General features: G+C 63.4%; 24 protein-coding genes. 9 read left to right on the top strand and 15 right to left on the bottom strand.

What is annotated here, in order from left to right; translation table 11 throughout:
- Positions 1-84 precede the first annotated feature (84 nt).
- Positions 85-546 (top strand): preQ(1) synthase, encoded by a 462-nt coding sequence (queF, locus tag BQ8482_RS34330; RefSeq protein WP_123151602.1) that lies wholly within the window; start codon positions 85-87, stop codon positions 544-546.
- A gap of 29 nt (positions 547-575) precedes the next feature.
- On the opposite strand, the gene BQ8482_RS34325 is transcribed toward queF, so the two are convergent.
- From BQ8482_RS34325 to BQ8482_RS34305, 5 genes are all read right to left on the bottom strand, one after another.
- Positions 576-1,760, bottom strand: coding sequence for a mandelate racemase/muconate lactonizing enzyme family protein (locus BQ8482_RS34325; protein WP_123151601.1), 1,185 nt, complete (start codon positions 1,758-1,760; stop codon positions 576-578).
- Positions 1,761-1,766: 6 nt separating this feature from the next.
- Positions 1,767-2,297 carry a hypothetical protein gene (locus BQ8482_RS34320; protein WP_123151600.1) on the bottom strand — a complete coding sequence of 177 codons (531 nt, stop codon included), beginning with the start codon at positions 2,295-2,297 and terminating at the stop codon, positions 1,767-1,769.
- Positions 2,298-2,301: 4 nt separating this feature from the next.
- Complete coding sequence (locus BQ8482_RS34315) at positions 2,302-2,781, bottom strand: DUF3828 domain-containing protein (RefSeq protein WP_123151599.1); 480 nt, start codon at positions 2,779-2,781, stop codon at positions 2,302-2,304.
- A 119-nt stretch (positions 2,782-2,900) separates the two neighbouring features.
- The gene (locus BQ8482_RS34310) at positions 2,901-4,550 is read right to left on the bottom strand and encodes an ABC transporter substrate-binding protein (protein ID WP_123151598.1); all 1,650 of its coding nucleotides are present in this window, start codon (positions 4,548-4,550) and stop codon (positions 2,901-2,903) included.
- A 43-nt stretch (positions 4,551-4,593) separates the two neighbouring features.
- Positions 4,594-6,144 carry a trimethylamine methyltransferase family protein gene (locus BQ8482_RS34305; RefSeq protein ID WP_123151597.1) on the bottom strand — a complete coding sequence of 517 codons (1,551 nt, stop codon included), beginning with the start codon at positions 6,142-6,144 and terminating at the stop codon, positions 4,594-4,596.
- A 92-nt stretch (positions 6,145-6,236) separates the two neighbouring features.
- Here BQ8482_RS34305 and BQ8482_RS34300 point away from each other — a divergent pair, with 92 nt between their 5' ends.
- Positions 6,237-7,139, top strand: coding sequence for a LysR substrate-binding domain-containing protein (locus BQ8482_RS34300; protein WP_123151596.1), 903 nt, complete (start codon positions 6,237-6,239; stop codon positions 7,137-7,139).
- A 15-nt stretch (positions 7,140-7,154) separates the two neighbouring features.
- Here BQ8482_RS34300 and BQ8482_RS34295 read toward each other — a convergent pair whose 3' ends face one another.
- On the bottom strand, positions 7,155-8,147 hold the full coding sequence (locus BQ8482_RS34295) for a zinc-dependent alcohol dehydrogenase family protein (RefSeq protein ID WP_123151595.1): 993 nt from the start codon (positions 8,145-8,147) through the stop codon (positions 7,155-7,157).
- 104 nt (positions 8,148-8,251) lie between these two features.
- Here BQ8482_RS34295 and BQ8482_RS34290 point away from each other — a divergent pair, with 104 nt between their 5' ends.
- Both BQ8482_RS34290 and mutL read left to right on the top strand, forming a co-directional pair.
- Positions 8,252-9,154, top strand: coding sequence for a LysR family transcriptional regulator (locus tag BQ8482_RS34290; protein ID WP_123151594.1), 903 nt, complete (start codon positions 8,252-8,254; stop codon positions 9,152-9,154).
- 80 nt (positions 9,155-9,234) lie between these two features.
- The gene (gene mutL / locus BQ8482_RS34285) at positions 9,235-11,124 is read left to right on the top strand and encodes a DNA mismatch repair endonuclease MutL (RefSeq protein ID WP_123151620.1); all 1,890 of its coding nucleotides are present in this window, start codon (positions 9,235-9,237) and stop codon (positions 11,122-11,124) included.
- A gap of 221 nt (positions 11,125-11,345) precedes the next feature.
- Here the strand turns inward: mutL and BQ8482_RS34280 are convergent, their stop codons facing one another.
- Positions 11,346-12,239: a DMT family transporter gene (locus BQ8482_RS34280; protein WP_123151593.1), complete on the bottom strand. Its 894-nt coding sequence runs from the start codon at positions 12,237-12,239 to the stop codon at positions 11,346-11,348.
- A gap of 90 nt (positions 12,240-12,329) precedes the next feature.
- Here BQ8482_RS34280 and BQ8482_RS34275 point away from each other — a divergent pair, with 90 nt between their 5' ends.
- Both BQ8482_RS34275 and BQ8482_RS34270 read left to right on the top strand, forming a co-directional pair.
- Entirely contained in the window at positions 12,330-13,256 is a 927-nt protein-coding gene (locus BQ8482_RS34275; protein WP_123151592.1) for a LysR substrate-binding domain-containing protein, read from the top strand.
- A gap of 143 nt (positions 13,257-13,399) precedes the next feature.
- A complete protein-coding gene (locus BQ8482_RS34270) occupies positions 13,400-13,633 on the top strand; it encodes a DUF2093 domain-containing protein (RefSeq protein ID WP_095496171.1) in 234 nt (77 codons plus the stop codon).
- A gap of 98 nt (positions 13,634-13,731) precedes the next feature.
- Here the strand turns inward: BQ8482_RS34270 and lpxK are convergent, their stop codons facing one another.
- The 6 genes from lpxK to BQ8482_RS34240 all read right to left on the bottom strand — a co-directional run bounded on the left by lpxK (position 13,732) and on the right by BQ8482_RS34240 (position 19,328).
- Positions 13,732-14,760: a tetraacyldisaccharide 4'-kinase gene (gene lpxK, locus BQ8482_RS34265; protein ID WP_123151591.1), complete on the bottom strand. Its 1,029-nt coding sequence runs from the start codon at positions 14,758-14,760 to the stop codon at positions 13,732-13,734.
- Between the two features lies 1 nt (position 14,761).
- The gene (waaA, locus tag BQ8482_RS34260) at positions 14,762-16,078 is read right to left on the bottom strand and encodes a lipid IV(A) 3-deoxy-D-manno-octulosonic acid transferase (RefSeq protein WP_123151590.1); all 1,317 of its coding nucleotides are present in this window, start codon (positions 16,076-16,078) and stop codon (positions 14,762-14,764) included.
- Positions 16,075-16,863 carry a lysophospholipid acyltransferase family protein gene (locus BQ8482_RS34255; protein ID WP_123151589.1) on the bottom strand — a complete coding sequence of 263 codons (789 nt, stop codon included), beginning with the start codon at positions 16,861-16,863 and terminating at the stop codon, positions 16,075-16,077. Before BQ8482_RS34255 ends, waaA begins: the two co-directional genes overlap by 4 nt.
- A 6-nt stretch (positions 16,864-16,869) precedes the next feature.
- Entirely contained in the window at positions 16,870-17,115 is a 246-nt protein-coding gene (locus BQ8482_RS34250; RefSeq protein WP_029354097.1) for a DUF4170 domain-containing protein, read from the bottom strand.
- A 76-nt stretch (positions 17,116-17,191) separates the two neighbouring features.
- Positions 17,192-17,998 (bottom strand): 3'(2'),5'-bisphosphate nucleotidase CysQ, encoded by an 807-nt coding sequence (locus BQ8482_RS34245; RefSeq protein WP_123151588.1) that lies wholly within the window; start codon positions 17,996-17,998, stop codon positions 17,192-17,194.
- A complete protein-coding gene (locus tag BQ8482_RS34240; protein WP_123151587.1) occupies positions 17,985-19,328 on the bottom strand; it encodes a TldD/PmbA family protein in 1,344 nt (447 codons plus the stop codon). The genes BQ8482_RS34245 and BQ8482_RS34240 overlap by 14 nt, the downstream gene beginning before the upstream one ends.
- A 441-nt stretch (positions 19,329-19,769) precedes the next feature.
- Between BQ8482_RS34240 and BQ8482_RS34235 the strand changes: the two genes are divergently transcribed.
- Genes BQ8482_RS34235 through BQ8482_RS34225 form a run of 3 tightly spaced genes read left to right on the top strand, consistent with a single transcriptional unit; the run spans position 19,770 to position 21,850 of the window.
- Positions 19,770-20,750, top strand: coding sequence for a glycosyltransferase family 2 protein (locus BQ8482_RS34235; RefSeq protein ID WP_425294162.1), 981 nt, complete (start codon positions 19,770-19,772; stop codon positions 20,748-20,750).
- Positions 20,725-21,417: a class I SAM-dependent methyltransferase gene (locus tag BQ8482_RS34230; protein ID WP_123151586.1), complete on the top strand. Its 693-nt coding sequence runs from the start codon at positions 20,725-20,727 to the stop codon at positions 21,415-21,417. The genes BQ8482_RS34235 and BQ8482_RS34230 overlap by 26 nt, the downstream gene beginning before the upstream one ends.
- Positions 21,395-21,850 (top strand): GtrA family protein, encoded by a 456-nt coding sequence (locus BQ8482_RS34225; RefSeq protein WP_123151585.1) that lies wholly within the window; start codon positions 21,395-21,397, stop codon positions 21,848-21,850. The genes BQ8482_RS34230 and BQ8482_RS34225 overlap by 23 nt, the downstream gene beginning before the upstream one ends.
- Here BQ8482_RS34225 and BQ8482_RS34220 read toward each other — a convergent pair.
- Both BQ8482_RS34220 and BQ8482_RS34215 read right to left on the bottom strand, forming a co-directional pair.
- Positions 21,847-22,479 (bottom strand): hypothetical protein, encoded by a 633-nt coding sequence (locus BQ8482_RS34220; protein ID WP_123151584.1) that lies wholly within the window; start codon positions 22,477-22,479, stop codon positions 21,847-21,849. The two genes, BQ8482_RS34225 and BQ8482_RS34220, sit on opposite strands and share 4 nt — an antisense overlap.
- Positions 22,466-23,629, bottom strand: a complete 1,164-nt coding sequence (locus BQ8482_RS34215; RefSeq protein ID WP_123151618.1) for a hypothetical protein — start codon at positions 23,627-23,629, stop codon at positions 22,466-22,468. Before BQ8482_RS34215 ends, BQ8482_RS34220 begins: the two co-directional genes overlap by 14 nt.
- Positions 23,630-23,684 lie beyond the last annotated feature (55 nt).

Raw genomic sequence — 23,684 nt, 5'->3', positions numbered from 1 at the left:
TAAAGAGCGGCAAATTTTTGTTTTTATGCTCGTTGTCCCTACACCGCTGCGCAGTTTGGGCGACGTGCAGCAAGGAATCCGCCCATGACCGATACGAAAAACCTTACCCAACTCGGCACCAACGTCGAGGCGCCACAGAGCCCTGAAGCGGCAGTCCTGGAAACCGTGCCGTTTTCGCGCGGCGACGGGCCGCCGGCCATCGTTCGCTTCACCTGCCCGGAATTCACCTCGCTCTGCCCGGTCACCGGCCAGCCGGATTTCGCCCATATCGTCATCGACTATGCACCCGATACGCTGCTGGTGGAATCGAAGTCGCTCAAGCTGTTCATGACCTCGTTTCGCAACCATGGCGCCTTCCATGAAGAGTGCACCGTCATGATCGGCCGCCGCATCATCGCCGCGACCAAACCACTGTGGTTGCGCATAGGCGGCTATTGGTATCCGCGCGGCGGCATTCCGATCGACGTGTTCTGGCAGACCGGCGCGCCGCCGGAAGGCGCATGGCTGCCCGACACCGGTGTTGCGCCCTATCGCGGGCGCGGGTGAGCCTGAGTTTCTAAGGAACGCACGTTGCATCAGTTGAGCGGCAGCCGCCGGTAGCGTCCGGGATTGTTCGGGTCGCTGAAATGGCCCATCGGCCCGTGTTCGGCGAAGTGCCCCGCCCAGCGTTTAATTGCGGCGGGGTCAAGTTCGACGCCAAGTCCGTTGCCCTCCGGCACACGCACCGTGTTGCCGGTCTGCCGGAACGGACCGTCCTTGATGACGTCGCCGATTTGCCAGCGAAACAGCGATTGCGACGCTTCCGTGACCCATGGCGTCGCCGCGACGACGTGCAGATAGGCCGATGTCATGATGCCGAGATCGTTCGAGTAACACCAGAACCCCTTGCCCATTGCCTCGCAGGCGGCGATGAATTTCAGAGTTTTCGACAGTCCGCCGAGTGCTGCGAAATTGCAGACGAAGTAATCCGGCGCACCGAGCGCGACCGCTCGTCTGAGATCCGGAATGTGCGTGGAAAACGGAATGCGGGAATGCTGGCGCAGCGCCGCCATTTCCTCGAAGGTCGCGACCGGATCCTCGTAATTGCGGATGTTGAACGGCTCGATCTCGCGCAGCACCCAGCGCGCGGTGGTCAGCGACCACTGCATGTTGGAATCGAGTCTGATCTGCGCCTTGTCGCCAAGCGCCTCGCGCAGCATGCGCACGGTCCTGATCTCGAGTTCGGGATCGCCCATGATCAGCTTGCCCTCGAAGATGGTCGAGCCATGCTCCTCGCGCATCTTTAGGCAGTAGTCGACGATCGCTTCGGACGTCATCTCGCCACCCGTTCCGCCCTGCGCGGCGCGAAACGAGAAATATTCCGAAAACGGAATGTCCTTGCGCACGGCGCCGCCGAGGACTTTGTAGAGCGGCATGCCGAAGACCTTGCCTCTGATGTCCCACAGCGCCAGTTCGACGGCGCCGAACGCCACCGAGGCGGCATTCTCGCCGGTGTTGGCGGTGATCTGCCAGGGCGGCACGCAGCGCGCCTCGCAGTCGGCGATGTCGAGCGGATCGGCGCCGATCAGCGCCGGCGCGATCTCGGCCTTGATCACCTCGCCGAAATGCCACCACGGCGCCTCGCCCAGTCCGACCACGCCTTCGTCCGTCTCGACCTCGATGATCGATTTTGAGGCGCCGCTATAGAGACCAGCCGTCCACCAGAAGGGGGCATCTAGCGGAACGTTGACATGGGTAACGCGGATGTTGGTGATCTTCATCGGTTCTCACTCGCACTGGTACTGACTGAGCGCCCATTCGCCGGTCACCGACAGAAGGTCCGTGATCTTCCAATCGCCGTCGACCTTCCTGAATTTCCACTCCAGCCGGTGCGGATTGCCGGCGACGATAAAGGCGACGATGACCTTGGCCTCATCGCCCTTGACCGCTTCAATAGTCTTCAGGCTCTTGTCGATCTCGGCCCTGTCATACGCCGCATTGTCGAGCGCCATGTTGGGATCGAGACACTCGCCCTGCCCTGATTTCCGCAGCGCATCGCTCTTGTCGAGTACCGACTTCGCGGGATCGGCGAAGTGACTACGCTCTGCCGGATCGAGCTCAAGCCCGACATGCTCGTAGAACGGTTTCACCACCGCCGTTGGCGAGCCCGGCTGCACCGGGGCGGCCGGGGTCCCATCAGTCGGCAGGGACGCGGCCGGCGCATTTGCGGGCGGCGCGCCGATCAGGCCTTGAGCGGCGGTGCTGCTCAACCCCGCCGCCAGCAGGCACATAGTCGCCAGGGCCAGGGCGCGGGCCATGGCATCACTCCGGAGTCTGACCGGCCAGGCATTCGAGCGCACTCAGCGTCCAGCCGCTGGTCTTCGAGGTAATGTCGGCGATCTTCCATTTGCCGTCGATCTTCTTCAGCGACCAGACCATTTCACGTTTGGAGTCATCGCCTTCCGGGAAAAGGTTGAGCGTCACTGTTACGCTGGCGCTGTCGCCATCCACCGCTTCAGACAGCTTCAGCGTCTTGGCGACTGTCTTCTCATCATAGTCCTGCGCGTCGAGACCGGGGGCGAAGTCGATGCAAGGCACCTCATCCGGCTTGTTCTTCTGCGCCTGGTCGTTGAGGTCGAACAGCTTGGTCACCGGCTCGGTGAAACGGTCGCGGTATTTCGCGTCGGCCTCGAACTTGACCTCGGGCATGTAGAAGAACTTCACCGCGTTGGATGCCGGCCCGGCCAGGGCGGCCGCAGGCGCTGCGATCGAGAGGGCGGCGGCAAGCACAGTCAGTCTCATCCGATAATCTCCAGGCTTTCGTGGTGGGAACCGTTCAATACCACGAATCCTGCATCCCGGCTTTTTTGCAGCCCATGAAATCCCTTTGGGCGTTAACTCAGGCGCCCTTGGGCGTTCACTCAGGCGTCCAGCCAGACGTTCTGGAGATCCATCTCGAAAGTCTGGTGGACAGCGTAATTCTTCACCTTCTTGTTCATGTGGCTGTACAGCTTCTGCCAGAACGGCTGAATGATGACGCCCGAATCCTGCAGGATCTGCTCGACGTCCTTCATGACCTCGCGGCGCTTCTCCACCTCGATCAGCGAGAGAGCCTGCTTGAGCTTGGCGTCGAAATCGGGATTCGAATACGCCGTCTCATTCCAGGCCTCGCCGGTGCGATAGCCGAGCGCCAACACCTGAACGCCGAGCGGGCGCATGTACCAGATGGTCATGGAATAGGGATATTTCGTCCAGTCGTTCCAGAAGGTCGACCCCGGCAGCACCGTGCGCTTCACCTTGATCCCGGCATCGCGCAGCTGCCCGGCAATCGCGTCGCCGGTGTTCCTTTGCCAATCGTCCTCGACGGTGATCAGTTCATGCTCGAAATCGGCCTGTCCGGCCTCGGCCATCAGCGCCTTGGCGCCCGCCGCGTCGCGTGTCTTCTTAGGCAGCGGAAAATATTCCGGATGGATCGGGCTGACATGGTGGTTTTCACCTGGGGTGCCCCGCCCGGCGTAGCCAAGTTCGAGCACCGCATTGTTGTCGACGGCCATCTGCAGCGCGTTGCGGACCTTTTGGTCGTCATAAGGTTTGTGCGTGATGTTGGTCCGGGCAACGAGCGTCGTCGCTGTCGCGACCTCCGATTTCACCAGATCCATCTGGTCGAGGATGTCGATGAAGTCGGCGGGTGTCTCGAAATTGACGTCGATTTCGCCCGATTCGAAGGCATTCACCGAAGCATTGAAGTCGGTGCCGTAGTCGATGAATTCGACACTGTCGAGCGGCGCTTCACCGCCCCACCACTTGCCATTCTCACGACGCTTGACGACCGCTTTCTCGCCGACCGAATAAGACACAAGTTCGAAAGGCCCGGTGCCAATCGGCTTGGCGATCGGATCGGCGCCGTCGGCGTCGAATTTGCGATGGACGACGAGCGCCGGATAGTCGGTGAAATTCGGGATCAGCGAAATATCCGGTTCGTTCAGCTTCAACTTGACCGTATTGTCATCAACCTTGGTGATCGCTCCCTCCCTGGCCTTGCCGGTCTTTGTGTCGATCAGCGCACCGACGCGCGCGGCCATTGAATTGCCGGCGGCATCCTTCTCGCACCAGCGCGTCAGATTGTAGACAACATCATCGGCGTTGAAAGCATCGCCGTTGTTCCAGGTGATGCCCTTGCGCACATGCAGCACGTATTCGGTGGCGTCGTCGTTGACGTCCCAGCTCTCGAGCAAAACCGGCTCGAATGTGAATTCGCGCGTATAGCGGACAAGCGGTTCGAGCCAGGTGCGGGTGATGTTTGCCATCTCCACCCAGTCGTAAGTGCGCGGATCCTTCTGCGCCTTCACCGACATCGACACGTGCAGCGTTCCGCCTTTCTTCGGCTCTTCGGCCAAAGCCTGTTCGGGCACGGCAAGGCCGATCATGCCGTAGGCAAGGGCAGTCGATGCCCCGAAGGCGCTCGCCAGCGCCAGAAACTCGCGCCGGTCCATCCGACCTGCACGCGTCTCTGCCGCCATCGCCTCGATCGCATTCGGCACGCGATCACCGCTGCTTCTGAAGAGTGCCATTTTTTCCTCCCGTCTGGTTCCCGTCAGGTCTTCGCCTGTCCTATTAACTAACGCTGTCGGGCAGCTTCTCCTCGCGCAGCGCGATCAAATCTTCGAGACCATCGGCGATGCCCTCATCGAGCTTCGGCTCCTCATAGTCCGCCAGCATGTTGCGCGCTTTCTCGCGGCCGCGCGTGTCGTGGTCCTTTGCCCCTTCGGCCTTCCACTGTTCGTACGAATTGAAGTCCATGATGCTCGGCATGAAGAAGGCGGACTCGAAATGTTCAAGCGTGTGCTGGGTGCCGAGGAAGTGGCCCTGCGGCCCCACCTCGCGGATCGCCGCCATCGCTTCCTTGAAATCGTCGAACGGAAGCCCGCCTGCATATTTGTACCAGCCAACAAGCTGTTCGCAGTCCGTCGCGAATTTTGAATAGCCGCAGGTCAGGCCGGCCTCGAGCCATCCGGCGGAGTGCCAGATGTAGTTGGCGCCGGCAAGGATGGCGGCATGCATCAGCATGTTCGCCTCGTAGCCCGCCTGGGCGTCATTCAGCTTCGATCCGACATGGAAGCCCGACGTGCGCCACGGCAGCCGGTATTTCCGCGCCAGCGCCCCCATCAGATACATCATCTGGGCCGCCTCAGGCGTGCCGCCCATCGGCGCGCCGGTCTTCATGTCCACCGTGACCATGAACTGTCCGTAGATCTGCGGCGAACCCGGACGCAGCAGCTGTGTGAACGCGACGCCCGCCAGCGCTTCCGCATTGACCTGAGCGACCGCTCCCACGGCAGAGGCGGAAGTCGAGGCGCCGCAGAGAGCGAAGGGCGCAAGGATCAGTGGCTGGTTGTGGCGCGCATAGACCTTCATCGCGTCCAACATGGTGGCATCCCACACGAGCGGCGAATTGCAGTTGGTGATCGCCACCAGGACAGGGTTGTCACGGACATAGTCCTCGCCGAAAACGATGCCTGCCATCGCCATCGTGTCTTCGGCTCGATCCCTGGACGTCACGATGCCCATGAACGGCTTGTCGGAATGCTTCAGCGCTGAATGGATGATGTGGAGGTGACGCTTCGGGACCGGGATTTCCATCGGCTCGCAGATGATCGAGCTCGACGAGTGCAGCGCTGGGGCCATGTAGGCGAGCTTGTGGAAATTCTGCAGGTCGGCGAGCGTGCCATAGCGCCTGACGTTGTCGAGGTCGCGCACGTAAGGCGCGCCATACATCGGCACGAAGATGGAGTTGTCTCCGCCCACGCGCACCGACCGCTGCGGATTCCTCGCATTGAGCGTAAACTCCGAAGGGACCTTCGATACGAGCTCCATCAGGAGGGCGCGATCGATGCGGACTCTTGTGTCTGAGACATCGGCTCCCGCGGCCTTCCACATTGCAATGGCCTCGTCGTCGCGGAACTCGCATCCCACCTCTTCCAGGATGCTGAGCGACTCCTGGTGGATCAGTTCCACCGCCTCGTCCGGGACCATCTGATATACCGGAATCTTACGGACCAGGGTCGGAAACGACGCTATGGGCGTTCCCCGCAGCGCCTTGCGCCCCAGGCGGCCACCCGCTCGACGGTTGGCGTGTTCGGTCACTTCAGCGGCCGGTACGTTCATGGCAACTCCATCCTCCCAGAGCCAGTCAACTTAGCGAGACAAAATACAGCTGTGACGCTGGAAAATCCTGATCTCTTGTATAATTTCAGCTTATGCGAAGCCTGCGCCACCTGCTGCCGTCCGCCGGCAGCCTGATCGTTTTCGAAGCCGCCGGGCGGCTGTCGAGTTTTACCGCCGCCGGGCGAGAGCTTGGCATGACGCAGGCTGCCGTGTCCTACGCGATCCGCGGGCTTGAAGAGCACCTCGGCGCGAAACTCTTCCAGCGTCGCCATCGACAAGTCAGCCTGACCGAAGCCGGTGACCGCTTTCACGCCGACGTCTCGCTTGGCCTGTCGCACATCCGCAAATCGGCGGAGGATTTGCGCCTACAGGCGACCGGCGGCCATGTGACGCTTGCCGCGTCGACCGCTTTCGGCTCCTTCTGGATGATGCCGCGCCTGCAGCAGTTCCGCGACGAACTGCCGGGCATTGATCTGCGCATCCAGACCGCCGACCGCGATCTCGACATCATCGCCGAGGGCATCCCGCTCGCTGTGCGCGGTGGCGAGCCCCGGGAATGGCCGGACTATCATTCACTGCCACTGGCCGACGAGGAGATATTCCCCGTCGCCGGCGTGAGCTATGTGGCACGGTTCGGGCTGCCGGAAAGCGTCGAGGATCTTCCATCACACCGGCTCATCCATCTCGAAGAGCCGTTTCGCGAGGCCGCAAGCTGGGACGAGTGGTTCCACTCGGCCGGGGTCAACATCACCGATGCCGGGCGCGGCTTGCGCATCAACGATTATGCCCTGGTGATCCAGGCGGTGATGGAAGGGCAAGGCATTGCGCTCGGCTGGGGTCACCTCGCCGAGCGCCTGCTGGCGTCGGGACTGCTCGTGCGCGTCACCGACCACACAATGACGACCGGCAAGGGCTTTCATGTCATCTGGTCGAGAAACCGGGAGCTCAGCGACCATGCTCGCAAGGTGCGGGACTGGCTGGCCGCGCAAGCATGAGGCTCCCATTAATGCTCAATCAACCGTCACGACGATCTTGCCGAATTGCTCGTTCGACTCGAGAAAGCGATGCGCTTCGACGATCTGCTCGAATGAAAAGGTTTTGGCGATTGCCGGCTTTAGCGAACCTGACATCAATCCGTCGAGGATGAACGCCTTGGCAGCTTCCAACTTCACCGGATCGCCAGTGATCTCGTGGACGAGATAGCCGCGCAGCGTCAGCGTCTTGGCCAGCACAGCGAACAGCGGGAACGGCGTCGGCTCGGGGCTCAAGCCGCCATATTCGATGAGAATGCCACCCCGTGCCATCGCCGCCGTCAGAGGCGCGAAAATCGGGCCGCCGACCGCGTCGAACACCACTCGGATGTTGTCCGGACTGGCGATTCCCCTCAGCCGGGCTTCCAGATCTTCGTCCGCTGAAGCGACGACATGGGCCGCGCCGAACTTGAGCAGCGCCTCTCTCTTGGCAGATGTCCGCGTGACTGCGATCGCGGTCGCACCAACGATGTTGGCAATCTGGATCGCGGCAAGTCCGACACTGCTCGATGCTGCGGTAATGACGACAAAGTCGTCTCTGCTGAGCTTGGCAATGTCGATCATTGCACCATAGGCGGTGAGATATTGCATCCAGCCGGCTGCCGCCTCTTCCCAGCTGAGCGATGGCGGATGTTTGACCACGAGCTCGGCGGGATATGTGGCAATCTCACCATAGGCGGGCCAGCGGGCCATCGATAATGGCGGCACGACGCTGACGGCGTCACCTGGCGCAAAACCGTGCACGGCTTCGCCGACCGCTTCGACGACACCCGCTGCCTCAAGGCCAAGACCGGAAGGCAACGGCGGCGTCTGGATATAAGTGCCCGAACGCAGCAGCGCCTCGGCCCGGTTGAGACCCAATGCCTTGACCCGGATCTGAATCTCGCCCTGACCGAGCGCGGGAATATCGAGATTCTCGATGCGCAGAACCTCGGGACCACCATGCTCATGAAAGCGGACAACACGTGCCATGCGGTCATAACTCCAAAATATTTGAACCGAATACGCTATGCCAGCGGCCATCCGGCAGATAAATGGTTGATTGGGCAAGACAGTAGAAACTGGGAGTTTTGAATATGGATCGCCTTACGAGCATGGCCGTGTTCGTCAAAACCGTCGATCTCGGCTCGTTCGCGGCGACTGCTGCCGCTCTCGACCTGTCCGGACCGATGGTCGGCAAGCATGTCCGGTTTCTCGAGGAGCGTCTGGGCGTGCGCCTCATCAACCGGACCACACGCCGCCAGAGCCTGACCGACTTCGGGCGCGCCTACTATGAGCGCTGCCGGATGGTACTCGCTGAAGCCGAAGCTGCGGATGCACTCGCGGCCGATCAACTTTCCGAACCACGCGGAAAGCTGCGCGTCATCATGCCCGTGCACTTCGGCCGGCGCTGCGTTGCCCCGATCCTGCTGGAGCTTGCGCAGCGATATCCCGCTCTGGAACTCGACCTGTCGTTCAGCGATCCTATCGCCGATCTTGCAGAGGATGGCTGCGATCTTGCCATCCGGACCGGCAATCTGGAGGATCAGGCCGGCGTGATGGCGCGTCGCGTCGCGCGCCAGCGCATGGTCGTCTGCGCGTCGCCATCCTATCTCGAGATGCATGGGTTGCCACGGCAGATAGAGGATCTCGGCAGCCACCAGACCATCATCTACCGCCGTTCGGGCCGTGTCATTCAACCGTGGTTGTTCCCGCGCCACGGCCAGCCTGCGCTGGAAGTCATGCCGGTCAGCCGGTTGCGGTTCGACGACCTCGCTGCGATCGCCGATACTGCGGCAGCCGGCATGGGGCTTGCCTGGCTGCCATACTGGCTGGTCCGTGAGCGCATTCAGGCCGGCGCACTTGTCCCGCTGTTATCGGACCAGCCGGGATTTCTTTACGAAGCCTATGCGCTCTGGCTGCAGACACCTCACTTGCCGCTGAAGGTCCGCCTTGCCGTCGACGCGCTGGCAGCGGCACTGCCCAGGCTGATGACGTGAAATGCAGGAGCACGGTGAGCGGCGCGGATTTCTGAATTCGCCCCTCCCGCATGGGCGACGAATCCGCGTATAGTACCCCCATGCCCATCCGCCAGCTTTCCGAAACGATGATCAACCAGATCGCCGCCGGCGAAGTCATCGAGCGTCCGGCAAGCGTGGTCAAGGAACTGGTCGAGAACGCGCTCGACGCCGGCGCTGCCAGAATAGAGATCGTCACCGCCGGCGGCGGGCTGAACCTGATCCGCGTCACCGATGACGGCTCGGGCATCCCGGAGAAAGAACTGGCGCTGGCGATCGCGCGCCACTGCACCTCGAAGCTCGCCGACAACATCCACGACATCCGCTCGCTCGGCTTTCGCGGCGAGGCGCTGCCGTCGATCGGCTCAGTGGCGCGGCTGTCGATCCGCTCGCGCACGGCCAACGGCGACAGCGCCGCCGAGATCGGCATCGAGGGCGGCCGCGTATCTGCCGTCAAGCCGGCGGCCGCCAATCGCGGCACCACGGTCGAGGTGCGCGACCTGTTCTTCGCCACGCCGGCGCGGCTCAAATTCATGAAGGGCGAGCGCGCCGAAAGCTCGGCGACCAGCGACGTGATCAAGCGCATCGCCATCGCCTTCCCCGCCGTGCGCTTCACGCTGGCCGGTTCCGACCGCTCGACGCTGGAACTGCCGGCGACCGACGACAGTGCGGAAGGCCGGCTGCGTCGCGTTGCGCAAGTGATGGGCGCCGACTTTCCGGCCAATGCCATCGCTATCGACGCCGTGCGTGACGGTGTGCATCTCGCCGGCCACGTCTCGATCCCGTCCTTCAGCCGCGCCAATGCGCTGCAGCAATACGCCTATGTCAACGGCCGGCCGGTGCGCGACAAATTGATCGCCGGCGCCATCCGCGGCGCCTTCGCCGACGTGCTGCCGCGCGATCGCCATGCGGTGACGGTGCTGTTCCTGACGCTCGATCCGGCCATCGTCGACGTCAATGTCCATCCGGCCAAGGCCGACGTCCGCTTCCGCGATCCGGGGCTGGTGCGCGGGCTGATCGTCGGCGCCATCCGCGAGGCGCTGGCCAATGCCGGCATCCGTGCCGCCACATCAGGGGCGGCCGGCATGATGGCGGCGTTCCGGCCGGGCGCAGCGTCCTATGCGCATGCCGGTCCAGCCAACGGCCATCGCAGCTATGAGGCCGCCTACCGTGCCTCCGGCTTCGCCGGTTTCGATCCGGCCCGCTCGCCGCAGCGGCCGCTGGACATGGGCTTGGAAGGCGGGGGATTTGAGGACACGGAACCAGAAAACGGCGGCTTCGGCGAAAACGATCAGGTGGCGTTCGACGCCGGACCGCTTCACAGCGCCGACGCGCGTGCCGGACAGACTGAGGCGGCGGATGCGCTGCTCGGCATGGCGCTGGGTGCCGCACGCGCGCAGGTGCATGAGAACTACATTGTCGCGCAGACCAGGGATTCGCTGGTCATCGTCGACCAGCATGCGGCGCATGAGCGGCTGGTCTACGAGGCGCTGAAGAACGCGCTGCATGCGCGCGCCGTGCCGTCGCAGATGCTGCTTTTGCCCGAGATCGTCGATCTGCCGGAAGCGGACGCCGAGCGGCTTGCCTTGCATTCCGAAACGCTGGCTCGCTTCGGCCTCGGCATAGAGCGTTTCGGCCCGGGTGCTGTCGCCGTGCGCGAGACGCCGTCGATGCTCGGCGAAACCAATGTCCCGCAGCTGGTGCGCGACCTTGCCGACGAGATCGCCGACAACGACACGGTCGACACGCTGAAAGAGCGGCTGGACAGGATAGCCGCGACCATGGCCTGTCACGGCTCGGTGCGTTCCGGCCGCCTGCTCAAACCCGAGGAGATGAACGCACTGCTGCGCCAGATGGAAGCGACGCCGGGGTCCGGCACCTGCAACCACGGCCGGCCGACCTATATCGAGCTCAAGCTCGCTGATATCGAGCGGCTGTTTGGCAGGCGGTGAAGGGACTGAGCTTGTCAGTTCTGACGGCGCAGTCCCCCTCTCCGGCCGCTTCGCGGCCACCTCTCCCCCATTAAAATGGGGGCGAGGACCCCGGAAAACTTGGGTTCCTCGCCCCACGAAGTGGGGAGAGGTGGTTTGCGAAGCAAAACCGGAGAGGGGAAATCATAAAGAGCCGTTCGAAACAGATCTCTATGATTCAAGCAAACCTTCGAGCCTCTGATTTACCTCTTCAAATTCACCACGATCACGCCGCCCAGCGCCAGTGCGCCACCGAGAATGCCGAGCAGCGTCGGCACCTCGCCCAGCCAGAAGAAGCCGATCAGCGTCGCCACAGGCGAAACCAGATAGAGGAAGTTCGAGGCGCGCGCCGCCGGCAGCCGCGAAAGCGCTGTCGCCCAGGCGGCGTAGGCGATGAGGCTCGGCACGATGCCGAGAAAGACGACGGCGCTAAGCCCGGCGGTATCGGCAACCGCCGCCTGCGCCAGGCCGCTCGGCAGGAAAGGCAACAGGCAGAGCGCGCCGAGCACCATGTTCGAGGCCGAAATGGTCAGCGGATGATGGCTGGCAAACAACGGCTTTTGCACGATGGTGTTGACGGCCGAGCACAGCGCCGAGCCGAGGACCAGCAGCGCGCCATTGTTGAAATACAACCCTTGCCCCTCGCCCATGGCGATGATGCCGATGCCGGCGAAGGACAGCAATGTTCCGGCCCAGGCCAGGCCTGAGAAGCGTTCGCCGAGCAGCGCCATCGCCATGATCGCGGTGAAGATCGGGCTGACGTTGATGATGAAGCCGGCAGCACCCGCCGAAACGGTCAGTTCGCCGAAATTGAGCATTGCCGTGTACAGCGCAACGAAGACGGCGCCGCCGAACCCGAAGCGCCACAATTCATCGAGCCGGGGCAGCGCCGGCCGCTTGACGGCGAGGAAGATCGCCGCCGGCACCGCGGCGATGGCGAAGCGCAGCGCGCCGAGTTCCAGCGGTCCGAAAGCGACGAGGCCGGCGCGGATCGCCGGGAAGGCGGAGGCCCAGCCGACCACTGTCAGCGCCACCGCAATGGCCGCCGTGGTATCTATCCGCTGTGTCGTATTCAACGTGCCGGTACAGGCGTTCATGTCATTATTCCCGCGTTTCATGTCCTCAAACACACAAAACGCCTTTCCTGATCGGTTGACAAACGACCAAATCGAGGGTCATCTGTGACTATGGATCACAGCTCGGACGCAATACTGCCGCTCGAAACCCTGCGCGCCTTCGACGCCGCGGCGCGGACGGGCAGCTTTTCGGCGGCTGCCGAAAAACTCAACATCACCCATGGCGCCGTCAGCCGGCAGATCGCCAAGCTCGAGGACTGGCTCGGGCTGAAAGTGTTCGATCGCGGCGCGCGTGGGGTGTCGCTGACGATCGAAGGCAACCGCCTGCATCTGCGCACCACTGAGGCCTTCGCGCTGATATCCAGCAATTCGGACCGCTGGGTCGAACCGCGCGGCACCGCCGTGGTGCGGCTGACCTCGATCCCTTCGGTCAGCGGGCTGTGGCTGATGCCGCGCATGGCGGCGCTGGAAAACAATCCGTCCAGGCTGCGCATCGTGCTCGACGTCGACATCCGCCAGGCGGACCTTGCCGATGACGGTATCGATCTGTCGATCCGCTGTGGTCGCGGCCGCATCCCCGGCCGCGTCTCGGTGCAGCTGTTCGAGGAACATGTGTTTCCGGTCGCCTCGCCGGACCTCGCCCGCGAGATCGGCCGTGGCGACCCTGCCCGGCTGCTCAAATTCCCGCTGATCAACGATTCCGACGCCTCGGCCTGGCGCGCCTGGTTTGCCGCGCAGGACATGGACTATCGCCCGCGTCCGCAGGACCGCCGCTTCGAGGACTACAATCTGGTGCTCGACGCCGCGGCCCATGGCCTCGGCATCGCGCTGGCGCGGCCGCCGATGACCGAGCATCAACTGAAGTCAGGCCGCATCGTCGCTGTGGACGACCGCATCGTTCTCAGCCCGATATCCTACTGGCTCGACCGGCCTACAGGGCGACCGCGCGCCGCCGCCGCCGAGCTTGCCCGGCGCATCGCGGCCCAGGCCGGGCTGGCGGCGGAAAAGATCGAGGAGTTCATCGTAGCCGAGCAGTAGGATGCCGGACATCCGCTTTGCCGGCTTGCTCGGCTGGTTGTCGTCTGAAACAGAGCCGACCAAAGCCAATCTTGTCTCGCTCCAAGCTTGACCTTGCCGGCATTTTGTGGCGATGACATCGTCATGAACCTTGGCTCCATGTCATGATGAACCGCTTCGAAGGCCCCGGCGGCAAGGAAGCCCGTATCCGCTACCTGGACGGCGACTTCCAGGTGACCAGCCCCGGCGCCTTCGTGCGCTGCGCGGTCACAGGCGAAAGCATCCCGCTCGATGAGCTCAAATACTGGAGCGTCGCCAGGCAGGAGCCCTATGTGAGTGCCGCGGCCTCGCTGCGCCGCGAGATCGAGGCACATCCCGAAATGCGCAGCCGGCGCTAAACCGGTTACGCAGAATGAGACCCGATCTATAGCGATCCTTCGCCGGCATCTCCGCAAAAGTTCGACCCGACCGCCGCGGCGCTCGAAGGTTCTCTGATTCACCCCTGCAGTTTGCGCTGCCGCCAGGCATCCAGCGTCTCGTCGATGATGCGTTCAGGCACGTGGTCGGGATCGAACACGGTGTCGATCTCCAGCACATCGAGCTGTCCGAGGAAATCGGCGGACGCGGCATCATGGCGCAGCCGGGCGGCGTCCTTGGCGGTGGTGATGAGGCCAAGTCCGGCACCTCGCGCTGTCGCTGACAGTTCGGCAAGCTCGTCCTCGCCGTAGAAATGGTGGTCCGGAAACGACCGGGTCAGCGCAACCTCGCCGCCGGCCTGACGGACCGTGTCGAAGAATTTGTCGGGATGGCCGATGCCGGCAAAGGCGAGAAATCGCTTGCCGGCCAGCCCCGCCTTGCTGCTTGGCCGTGTACGCGCCTCGAAGATCGGCCGGCCGGCACGCGCCGCCTGGCGGACGACGGCATCGGCAGCAAGGCCCTCGCCCATCTTCAGCAGCGCGCTGGTGAAAACCAGTTGGTCGACGATATCAGCCCTGAGCGGACCGCCAGGAATGACGTGGCCGTTGCCGACGCCGTAGCGTGCATCGACGACGACCAGCGCATAGTCGATATGGATGCGGGCGCTCTGGAAACCGTCATCCATGATCAGGAAATCGCAGCCATGCTTTTCCAACAGAAGGCGCGCGCCGGCGGCACGGTTCGGCGTCACTGCGACCGGCGCGTGCTCGGCCAAAAGCAACGGCTCGTCGCCGACATGCTTGGCGGCGTCGTGATGCGGATCGACGACATGCGGCTGCGCGAAGGAGCCGCCATGGCCGCGCGACAGGAAACCGGGATTAAGCTGCATGCGCCTGGCCTGCCGGGCCAGGGCGATCGCCACCGGCGTCTTGCCGGTGCCGCCGACGGTGAAGTTGCCGACGCACAGCACCGGCGCCTCAACCTTTTCGCGCGCTGCCGAGCGCATGCGGCGGCCGGCAACGAGAGCATAGATCGCCGACAGCGGCGCCAGCGCCAGCGCCCGCCAGTCCGGTTCTTCCCACCAGAAGGGGGGCGCTTCGCTGGCCATCTTAGCGGCCGTTGGCGCCCTTGAGGCGCGACTTGACGACCAACGGCTGAATGTAGGGTTCGAGCGATTTCAAGGTGAGCGCCAGCGCGCCGCGCATCTCGTCGACGGTCGCCGCGCCGGCCGCCATCATCTCATGGCGAGCCACCTCGTTGCTCAACAGGAAATTGACGGCGCCGGCCAGCATGTCGCGGTCGCGCACCAGCTTGGCGCCGCCGCTGTCGAGCAGGCGCTGATAGGTCTCGCGAAAGTTCTGGACATTGCGGCCGGCCAGCACCGCCGTGTCGAGCATGGCCGGCTCCAGTGGGTTCTGGCCGCCCTCCGAGGTGAGCGAACGGCCAACGAAGGCGATCTCTGTCAGCCGGAGGTAAAGCCCCATCTCGCCCATCGTGTCGCCGAGCAGAATGTCCGTATCGGCGGTGATCCGGTCGCCCTTGCTGCGCCGAGCGACTTTCAGGCCCATGCCGGAAATCTGCGCGGCAAGAATTTCTGCGCGATCGGGATGGCGCGGCACGACGATCGTCAACAGACCGTGGTGACGCTTGTGCAGCATCGCGTGAACCTCGGCAGCGACCACCTCCTCGCCGTCATGGGTCGAGATCGCCGCCCAGGTCGGGCGGGCGCCGAGCTGGCGCTTCAGCGTGTACAGCGTCCTTTCATCGGCCGGCGGCGGCGTGGTGTCGACCTTGAGATTGCCGGATACGGTGACCGGCCGGGCGCCGAGCGAGAGGAAGCGCTCGCCGTCGACATCCGACTGGGCGACGACATGAGCGAGATTCTCGAACAGCGCCTCGGCGATGTTGGCGCGCTTCTTCCAGGATTTGAACGAACGGTCGGATAGCCTGCCATTGACCAGCACCTGCGGCACACGGCGCGCGCCGAGCTCCAGGATGGTCATCGGCCAGATCTCCGATTCGGCGATGATCGCCAGGTCCGGCCGCCAATGGTCGAGGAAGCGGCTGACCGCCGGCTTGAGGTCGAGCGGCACATATTGGTGGATGATGCGGTCGCCGAGCCGTTCGTCGGCAACCTGAGCGGAGGTGACAGTCCCCGTCGTCAGCACGATGTTGACACCGTGGTCGAGAATGCTCTCGACCAGCGGCACGACGGCGATCGTCTCGCCGACGCTCGCCGCATGGATCCAGATCACCGGCCCGTCGGGGCGCTCGCGCCCGGCGATGCCATAGCGCTCGCGCCGGCGAATTCGGTCTTCCTTGCCCCTGGAGGTGCGCCAGGCGACATAGGGCCCGATCAGCGGGTAGGCGGCTGCGCCAGCGAAACGATACGCCGTCAGGAAGGTGCGCGCCCAGCGCTCGCTCATTTCGAGCCATCCACGAGGCGGTAGGCCTCGGCGGTCGCGGCGTTGAGCGCGGCCGTGACCTCCTGGCGCTTGCGTTCCATTTCGGCCTCATCGGCATTGGCCGGAACGAAAACCGGCGTTCCCAGAACGATCGAGGAGCGGCCGAACGGCAGGTTGATCGTGGTCTTGTCCCAGCTGCGCTCCAACACCTTGCGGCGGCTGGTGGCGATGGCGGCGGGCAGGATCGGCCGGCCCGAAAGCCGCGCCAGGAGAACGATGCCAAGTCCCGCGTCGCGCGGCGTGCCATGCGGAATGTCAGCGATCATGGCGACGTTCTTGCCGGTGGCGAGTGACTTTTTCAGGGCGATCAGCGCTTTGGCGCCGCCCTTGTCGCGACGCTTCGAGCTTTCGCGTCCGCCCGAGCCGCGCACCGCCTCGATGCCGAATTTCTCGATCATCAGTGCGTTGAGCTCGGCATCGGCACTACGCGACACCATGGCGACCAGCGGCCGTCCCCTGGGATAGTAGGCTGGAGTCAGAAGATGCTGGCCGTGCCACAGGGCTATGATGCCGGGTTCGAACTCCGAGTAGGCGCCGCCCGACATCTGCGCCGATCCGTCGACAACACGGTTGGTCAGGCGGACGAGGCGAACGAACTGAGCAAACAGGCTGGCGATGGCGTTCTTGACGAATCGCGATTGCGCCAGCGGTTCGCGTATCTTGCGCCAGAATGTCTTCGAGGTGCCACCGCGGCGCCCTCTGACCGCGGACCTCGTGGCCGGCCCTTTCACGGCTTCATGATCCATCAAATGTCAACCGGCGGCCTTGTTGTCGGGGTCAAGCAACCGGTGCAGGTGAACGACGAAATAACGCATGTGGGCGTTGTCCACGCTGGCTTGGGCCTTGGCTTTCCACGCCGTTTGCGCGGATTGATAATCCGGATAGATGCCGACGATATCGAGCGCGTCGAGATCACGGAATTCGGTTCCGCCCAGCGTCTTCAGTTCGCCGCCGAACACCAGGTGCAAAAGCTGCTTCTTTCCGTCTTCCGCGGTCATGTCGGTCCTTCACATATCGTGAGTTTGTGACAGGTCTAGACCAAAGCCGCCGACTTTGGAACCATTGATGATATGTTCAACCGCCCAGCCCTGCGATGATGCCGGAGAGCACGGCGAGCAGTTCGCCGCTGCCGGCGACCAGCGCGCCGTGGTGGATCACTTCACCGGCATAGCGCGGTGCGCGGCCCTTCTGGTCGAGCAATGCGCCGCCGGCCTCGCGCAGGATGAGATCCGCCGCGGCGATGTCCCAGTCATGTGCATTGGGTTTGACGAACGTCGCGTCGAGCCTGCCACTGGCGACCATCGCCAGCCGGTAGGCGAGCGAGGGAATATAGGGCACGCGGCTCAGCCGGCCCTGCCATTCCGCCGGCATCAAAGCGATCAACGGCTTCGGCCCGCCAATTTCGACCATTGCTGCCGGGCGGCGCACGGCAATGCGACGGCCATTCAGGAACGCCCCCTCACCGGGCAGCGCCCAGTAGGTCTCCTCCGTGGCCGGACATTCGAGCACGCCGGCAAGCGTGCGGCCGTCCTCGACCACCGCGACGCTGACGCACCAGGAGCGCAGGCCTTCGAGGAAGCCGCGCGTGCCGTCTATCGGATCGACGACGAAGGTGCGGCGGGCGGCAAGCCTTGCCGGATCGTCGGCCGTTTCCTCCGACAGCCAGCCATAGTCCGGCCGCGCTGCAAGCAAGGTTTCGCGCAGATAGGCGTCGGCGGCGTGATCGGCCTCGCTCACCGGCGAGGTGCCGCCCTTCATCCAGACTTGCGGATTGTTGCCGAAATAGCGCATGGCGATGGAGCCCGCCTCGCGGGCAGCTTCGCGCAGCAGCGGCAGATCCTCGCGAGCCCCGGCGGAGGTGACCTGGTCAAGCTCCGGCAAGGGTCATGCCTTCGATCAGCAGTGTCGGTGCGGCGGTGCCGAAATTGCGATCGAGATCGCTCGCCGGAACCATGTTGAGGAACATGGTCTTCAGGTTCGAGGCGATGGTCACTTCCGCAACCGGATAGGCGAGCTCGCCATTCTCGATCCAGAAGCCGGAAGCGCCGCGGCTGTACTCGCCAGTCACCATGTCGACGCCTTGGCCGAACACTTCGGTGACGTAAAAGCCTGATTTGAGCGACTTGATGAGGTCCTCGGGCGTCCGCTCGCCCGGCTCGATGGCAAGATTGGTCGACGACGGCGAGACGGAGGAGCCGTTGCGCGAACCGCGCCCGTTGGTGGTCAGCCCCAATTCCCGCGCCGCCGAGGTCGATAGGAACCAGTGGTTCAAAACGCCCTTCTCAACCATGAGCAGCTTTTCGCCCTCGATGCCTTCACCGTCGAACGGGCGCGACGCCTGACCACGGAGCCGGAGCGGCTCGTCGGTGACGGTGATCGCGACCGCCGCCACCTGCTTGCCCATCATGTCGCGCAGAAAGCTGGTCTTGCGCGCGACGGAAGCGCCGTTGATGGCGCCGGCGAGATGACCGGCGATGCCGCGGGCGACGCGCGGGTCGAACACCACATCGACCGGCCCGGTCGCCGCCTTGCGCGCGCCGATGCGCCGCGCGGCGCGTTCGCCGGCCTTACGGCCGATGTCCTCGGGCGCGTCCAGGTCGGAAAAATGCTGGCGCGAGGAGAATTCATAATCGCGCTCCATGCCGGTGCCCTCGCCGGCAATGACGCTGGTCGAGCGCGAAAAGCGCGACGCGACGTAGTGGCCGACAAAGCCGTGCGAGGTGGCGAGCACCAGCCCGCCAAGCCCGGCGCTGGCGCCGCTGCCGGCCGAATTGGTAACGCCCTTGACGGCAAGGGCCGCCGCTTCCGCGGCCAGCGCTGCTTCCTTCAACTGATCAGCGGAAACTTCCGTCGCGTCGAACAGATCGAGGTTGCGCGGCTTCCTGACCAGCAAGGCCGGATCGGCGAGGCCCTGATAGGGATCTTCCGGCGAGACTTTCGCCATCGCCACGGCGCGCTCGGCTAGCGCCTTCGGGTCGGAGGCAGCGGTTGCCGAGACGCTCGCCACCCGCTTACCGACGAAGACGCGCAGCGAGACATCCTCGCTCTCGGACGCCTCGGTGCCTTCGACCTTGCCAAGCCGCACCGACACGCCGGTCGAACGGCCGCGCACCGCAACCGCGTCGGCGGCGTCGGCGCCGGCCCGTTTGGCAGCCTCGACCAGGGCCGCGACGCGGTCGGTCAATTTCGCTGAGTCCAGCGTATCGGTCATGCACATAATCCTGTTTTTCCGCCTGCCATAAAAGGGCGGCCGTTCCGCACCATCTATTGCTCCGATGTGGCTTGTGCAATGGCAGAAGTCGCAAGCAGGATAGATCGGCCAGCAGAGATCGGCGTTAGGCGGCATGATCGAAACGGTGCCTCAAAAGCTGCTTCGCGCCAGGTTCGGACTGGTCGACAACCTCTTTGATGCCGTATCTCGACCCCATGCGGACGTTCGATTGCGGTAACGCAGCCTATGTCCGTTCCACTCATGAACGTCACCTGCCCGAAACCGCTAAATTTAGCGATTTCTTGTGTATCCTTGGAACTTTGTAGCTTGCGTTCCATTTTCAACGGCATGCGAGACTCTGTGATCCAAGGCATTAGGACTGCGGTGAACGAGTCGCCGCCGCGGTACTCGCTGGTCCTTCCCATATACAATGAAGAGCAGGTGCTGCCGCGACTGATCGAGCGGATCAGCTCGCTGATCTGCAGGTTGGACGGAGAGGCTGAGGCGATCTTCGTCGACGACGGAAGCCTCGATGGAAGCGTCGAATACCTTCGGAACGTGGTCGCCGTCGAGCCGCGCTTCCGGCTGATCGAGCTTTCCCGCAATTTCGGCCACCAGGTCGCGATCACCGCCGGCATGGACGCTGCTGCGGGTGATGCCGTCATCGTCATGGATGCCGACCTGCAAGATCCACCGGAGGTGGTTCTCGATCTGGTGGCGAAGTGGAAGGAAGGTTTCGAGATCGTCTATGCCCGCCGTGTCAAGCGTGAGGGCGAATCCTGGTTCAAGCGCATGACGGCGAGTCTCTTCTACCGCCTGCTGGAGAAGATGACGTCGGTCGACATCCCGCGCGACGTCGGCGATTTTCGCCTGGTCGGGCGCAAGGCTCTGGAAACCTTCAAGCAAATGCCCGAACACGACCGTTTCGTCAGGGGCATGTTCGCCTGGATGGGGTTCAAGCAGACGGCGGTGCCTTTCGAACGTCCCGCGCGGACCCTTGGCCAGACCAAATACCCATTCTGGAAGATGATGCACCTTGCCGTTCACGGCATCGTCAGCTTCTCCGAGAAGCCGCTGCGCATCGCGTTGTGGGGCGGATTGGCCATCTCCGCGCTTGCGGTGGTGTTCGGTGCTTACGCTATCTTCGCCTGGATTTTTGAAACCGGCATCATTGCCGGCTGGACATCCACCGTGGTGATCGTGTCGCTCCTTTGCGGCATCAATCTTTTCATGACCGGCGTGGTCGGGCTCTATGTCGGCGGTATCCACGCCGAGGTCAAACGCCGTCCGCTTTACGTGATCGACAGGGTCGCCGGCTTCGACACGGCAGTGCGTTCCGCCACCCCGGGTGAGAGCCGTCGATCGTTTCGAAAACCCAGGAACGGAGCCTCGGCTGATGGCCGAACTCTTCGACAGCTATAAATCAAATTATGGCGAGGCGGTCGCAGGATCCATCCGGTTTTCCGGCCTCAGGCACGACTTCTTTCTTATCGCCAAAGCCGACCTGCTGCAGCGTCTTGTCGTCGAGCGAAGGCTTCGGCAGGATGGTGCCGGTGTGCGGGCGCTGGATATCGGCTGCGGCGTCGGATCGCTCCACCCTTATCTCGAAGGCGTCTTCGAGAGCCTGGATGGCTGCGACGTCTCGGAAGAATCGATCCTGCGCGCCGGCCAGGACAATCCGCGTGTGAGCTACAGGGCCTGCACCACGCCGAGCCTGCCTTATGAGGACGGCGCGTTCGATCTGGCTTTCGCCAGTTGCGTCGTCCATCACGTTCCGCCCGTTTCCTGGCTCGATTTCTTTCGGGAAATGCGGCGCGTCGTGCGGCCGGGCGGCGTCGCCTGCATCATCGAGCACAATCCCTATAATCCGCTGACGCGTCTTGCGGTGTTCAGGTGTCCGTTCGACCAGGATGCGGTCCTGCTCAACGCTGCCAAGGCAAGGTCCCTCTTTCAGGAGACGGGATTCTGGGATATCCGATCCGAGCACTTCCTGCTGCTGCCGTCGGCCAGGCCTTTTGCCAGAAGACTCGAGCGCCTGCTCGCGCCCCTACCGCTCGGAGCCCAGTATGCGTGCAGTGCGCATGTCTGAGGACCGTTCGACTGCCGGCGCCGGGCTGAAGCTGCTGGCGCGCTTCGGCTTGGTCGGCATCGCCGCGACGATCCTGTATGCCGTCCTGGCTGTCGCTTTGGTCGAATCGAAATGGATCGGCTTCTCGCCTGTCCAGGCGTCGCTTGCGGCTTACGCCATTGCTGCCGTGTTTTCGTATTTCGCCCACAAATCAGTAACCTTCATGTCGAACGGATCGCACCGATCGGAAGCTGCGCGTTTTCTGCTGCTGACGGCGACAGGCTTCGCCGTGGCTTACGCGGCGCCGGCGCTTTTGACGGCGAAACTCGGGCTGCCGCCCATCATTGCCATTCTGGTTACATGCCTGCTTATTCCGGCGGTCAATCTTCTCATGCTCGACCGATGGGTTTTTGCGCAGCGAAGACCCGACCGGCACGGCGACCGCTCCACCTAATCCGTGTCAATGGCATCGAGCCGGAACGACACCAGCTTGATGGATCGCTTGTAGATGTTGCTGGCGGCCGGCGTTGGCGGAATGCCGTCGAGATAGTCGAAGGCGATTTCGAGCGTATCGGCCTTGCCAAGAGCCGGCGGTGGAACGACGAACGAGACCGTTCGTGGTTCTTTGCCAGACAGCGTCTCCGCATGCACCCGAAACCCGTTCACCGAGATCACCACCCTTTGCGTGATCTGCGGTGGACGAATGACGGCGGCCATTTGCAGCGTGGCCATCAGCCCGTTGCGCAGCGGCGTTATCTTCACGCGAAGCCGGGAGGTCTCGCCCACGGAATGGGTGCCGTCGGCAACGGGTCCCGACCAGCCGCAGACCTTTATGCTGGCTGCCAGTTTGGCGCCGTCGTTCCGGAACGATATCGTCTGGCCAAGTGTGTAGCTGCCGACGGCATCGCGATTGAGACAGGTGGTCGTCCGATCGATGTAATAGGCGCGATAATCGGCATTGACGTTTGGATTGAGAGCAAACGCAAGGATGACGGTCTCGGACCCGGCCAGAACTGCCACAAGTGCGTAGCCGCCGATCGAGGCGGCGCGTCTGAAAGGCTCCCAAATGTCAGACCAGGGCAAGGTAGCCTCCGATCCACGCCACAGTCATGAAATAGCAGGCGCCCAGGAAGAGAACCAAAGCCGCGAGCCAAATGAGCTTCGACGCCGACAACAGGACGACGAGCATCATTGTCAGAGGCGCAAGCCCAACGACATATCTGACCATCGAGGCCAGGTTGGTAATCAGCGGCAGGATAATACCGAGCGCGCAGAAGAGTGCCGCGCCATATTGCCTTCGAGCCGCCAGAACGGCCGACAGCGCCAATCCGGTGATCGCGGCGAGCGCGCTCCATTGCGGCGCCGTGGGCAGCCATCCGGTGGTCGGAACCGCTGAGAGCCCGTCCCATAGAAAGACCAGGGGATTGCCGGCCACCCGTCCGAACGCGCGCTGGACATGCAGGAACGCAAAGCCGTCCCCGACCGTAAGGTAAAGAAACAGGATGTAAGCGAACAAACCGGCGGGCGAGATGAGGACAGCGACCAGCAGATCCGGCCGGCCAAGCAGCCATCGCGGGAAAGACAGCGTCGATCCGCCCTGCTGGCGGTGCTCCCTGAACATTTGAATGGCGGTCGCAAATACGACGAAGACCCCGACGAGCCTGGTCGCCGACAGGAGCGCAGATGAAACGCCCGCGGCGAGATAGCTGGAGCGTTTGAGCGCCAGAAAAACGCACGAGGTCAGGAGCACGAAAAGCGGTTCGCTCAGGAAGGTCGTGAAGTGAAAGGAGAACGGGCCACTGAGCAGAAATGCGCAATACAGCACATAGGCCCGCATATTTTTCTCGAGCAGCGGCCATGCGACCAGACAGGCGGCGTAGCTGCAGACAATGGAAGTGATGGTGGCGACCAGTATCGTAGGGAAAGGGAAAACAGACCGGATCGCCGCCACCAGCATCGGATAGAGCGGGAAGAAGCCCCAGCGACCGACATTGCTGTGGTCTGGAATGGGAAAGCGCTCGTAACCCTGTTCGCTGATGCCGATATACCAGGCGCAATCCCACCGGCAAAGCGCGCGGGCATAGGCCGCGAAACCTGGTTCCTCCGACACCGAAGCAAATGCCGCATAGCGAATGGCCAGACCGCTGAGCACGAACAGCAACGGCACCGCTGCGACGGTCAGGACCATGGCGCGAGCGCCAGCGCTCGGACGCGCGACATCTTCGAGCGCCAACTCTGCCTCCACCCATTCGAGTGGCTGGCGCCACTCTCCCCCTCTAAAATTAGCG

Origin of the sequence: Mesorhizobium delmotii, assembly GCF_900149755.1 — a bacterium.
In the GTDB taxonomy this organism is placed as follows: domain Bacteria; phylum Pseudomonadota; class Alphaproteobacteria; order Rhizobiales; family Rhizobiaceae; genus Mesorhizobium; species Mesorhizobium delmotii.
Note: the sequence above shows the minus strand (reverse complement) of the source record. Positions and strands in the feature narration are given on the sequence as shown.

Coding starts and splice junctions, on each gene's coding strand:
- queF (WP_123151602.1), top strand. CDS start 85: ATGACCGATACGAAAAACCTTACCCAACTCGGCACCAACGTCGAGGCG.
- BQ8482_RS34325 (WP_123151601.1), bottom strand. CDS start 1,760: ATGAAGATCACCAACATCCGCGTTACCCATGTCAACGTTCCGCTAGAT.
- BQ8482_RS34320 (WP_123151600.1), bottom strand. CDS start 2,297: ATGGCCCGCGCCCTGGCCCTGGCGACTATGTGCCTGCTGGCGGCGGGG.
- BQ8482_RS34315 (WP_123151599.1), bottom strand. CDS start 2,781: ATGAGACTGACTGTGCTTGCCGCCGCCCTCTCGATCGCAGCGCCTGCG.
- BQ8482_RS34310 (WP_123151598.1), bottom strand. CDS start 4,550: ATGGCACTCTTCAGAAGCAGCGGTGATCGCGTGCCGAATGCGATCGAG.
- BQ8482_RS34305 (WP_123151597.1), bottom strand. CDS start 6,144: ATGAACGTACCGGCCGCTGAAGTGACCGAACACGCCAACCGTCGAGCG.
- BQ8482_RS34300 (WP_123151596.1), top strand. CDS start 6,237: ATGCGAAGCCTGCGCCACCTGCTGCCGTCCGCCGGCAGCCTGATCGTT.
- BQ8482_RS34295 (WP_123151595.1), bottom strand. CDS start 8,147: ATGGCACGTGTTGTCCGCTTTCATGAGCATGGTGGTCCCGAGGTTCTG.
- BQ8482_RS34290 (WP_123151594.1), top strand. CDS start 8,252: ATGGATCGCCTTACGAGCATGGCCGTGTTCGTCAAAACCGTCGATCTC.
- mutL (WP_123151620.1), top strand. CDS start 9,235: ATGCCCATCCGCCAGCTTTCCGAAACGATGATCAACCAGATCGCCGCC.
- BQ8482_RS34280 (WP_123151593.1), bottom strand. CDS start 12,239: ATGAACGCCTGTACCGGCACGTTGAATACGACACAGCGGATAGATACC.
- BQ8482_RS34275 (WP_123151592.1), top strand. CDS start 12,330: ATGGATCACAGCTCGGACGCAATACTGCCGCTCGAAACCCTGCGCGCC.
- BQ8482_RS34270 (WP_095496171.1), top strand. CDS start 13,400: ATGATGAACCGCTTCGAAGGCCCCGGCGGCAAGGAAGCCCGTATCCGC.
- lpxK (WP_123151591.1), bottom strand. CDS start 14,760: ATGGCCAGCGAAGCGCCCCCCTTCTGGTGGGAAGAACCGGACTGGCGG.
- waaA (WP_123151590.1), bottom strand. CDS start 16,078: ATGAGCGAGCGCTGGGCGCGCACCTTCCTGACGGCGTATCGTTTCGCT.
- BQ8482_RS34255 (WP_123151589.1), bottom strand. CDS start 16,863: ATGGATCATGAAGCCGTGAAAGGGCCGGCCACGAGGTCCGCGGTCAGA.
- BQ8482_RS34250 (WP_029354097.1), bottom strand. CDS start 17,115: ATGACCGCGGAAGACGGAAAGAAGCAGCTTTTGCACCTGGTGTTCGGC.
- BQ8482_RS34240 (WP_123151587.1), bottom strand. CDS start 19,328: ATGACCGATACGCTGGACTCAGCGAAATTGACCGACCGCGTCGCGGCC.
- BQ8482_RS34230 (WP_123151586.1), top strand. CDS start 20,725: ATGGCCGAACTCTTCGACAGCTATAAATCAAATTATGGCGAGGCGGTC.
- BQ8482_RS34225 (WP_123151585.1), top strand. CDS start 21,395: ATGCGTGCAGTGCGCATGTCTGAGGACCGTTCGACTGCCGGCGCCGGG.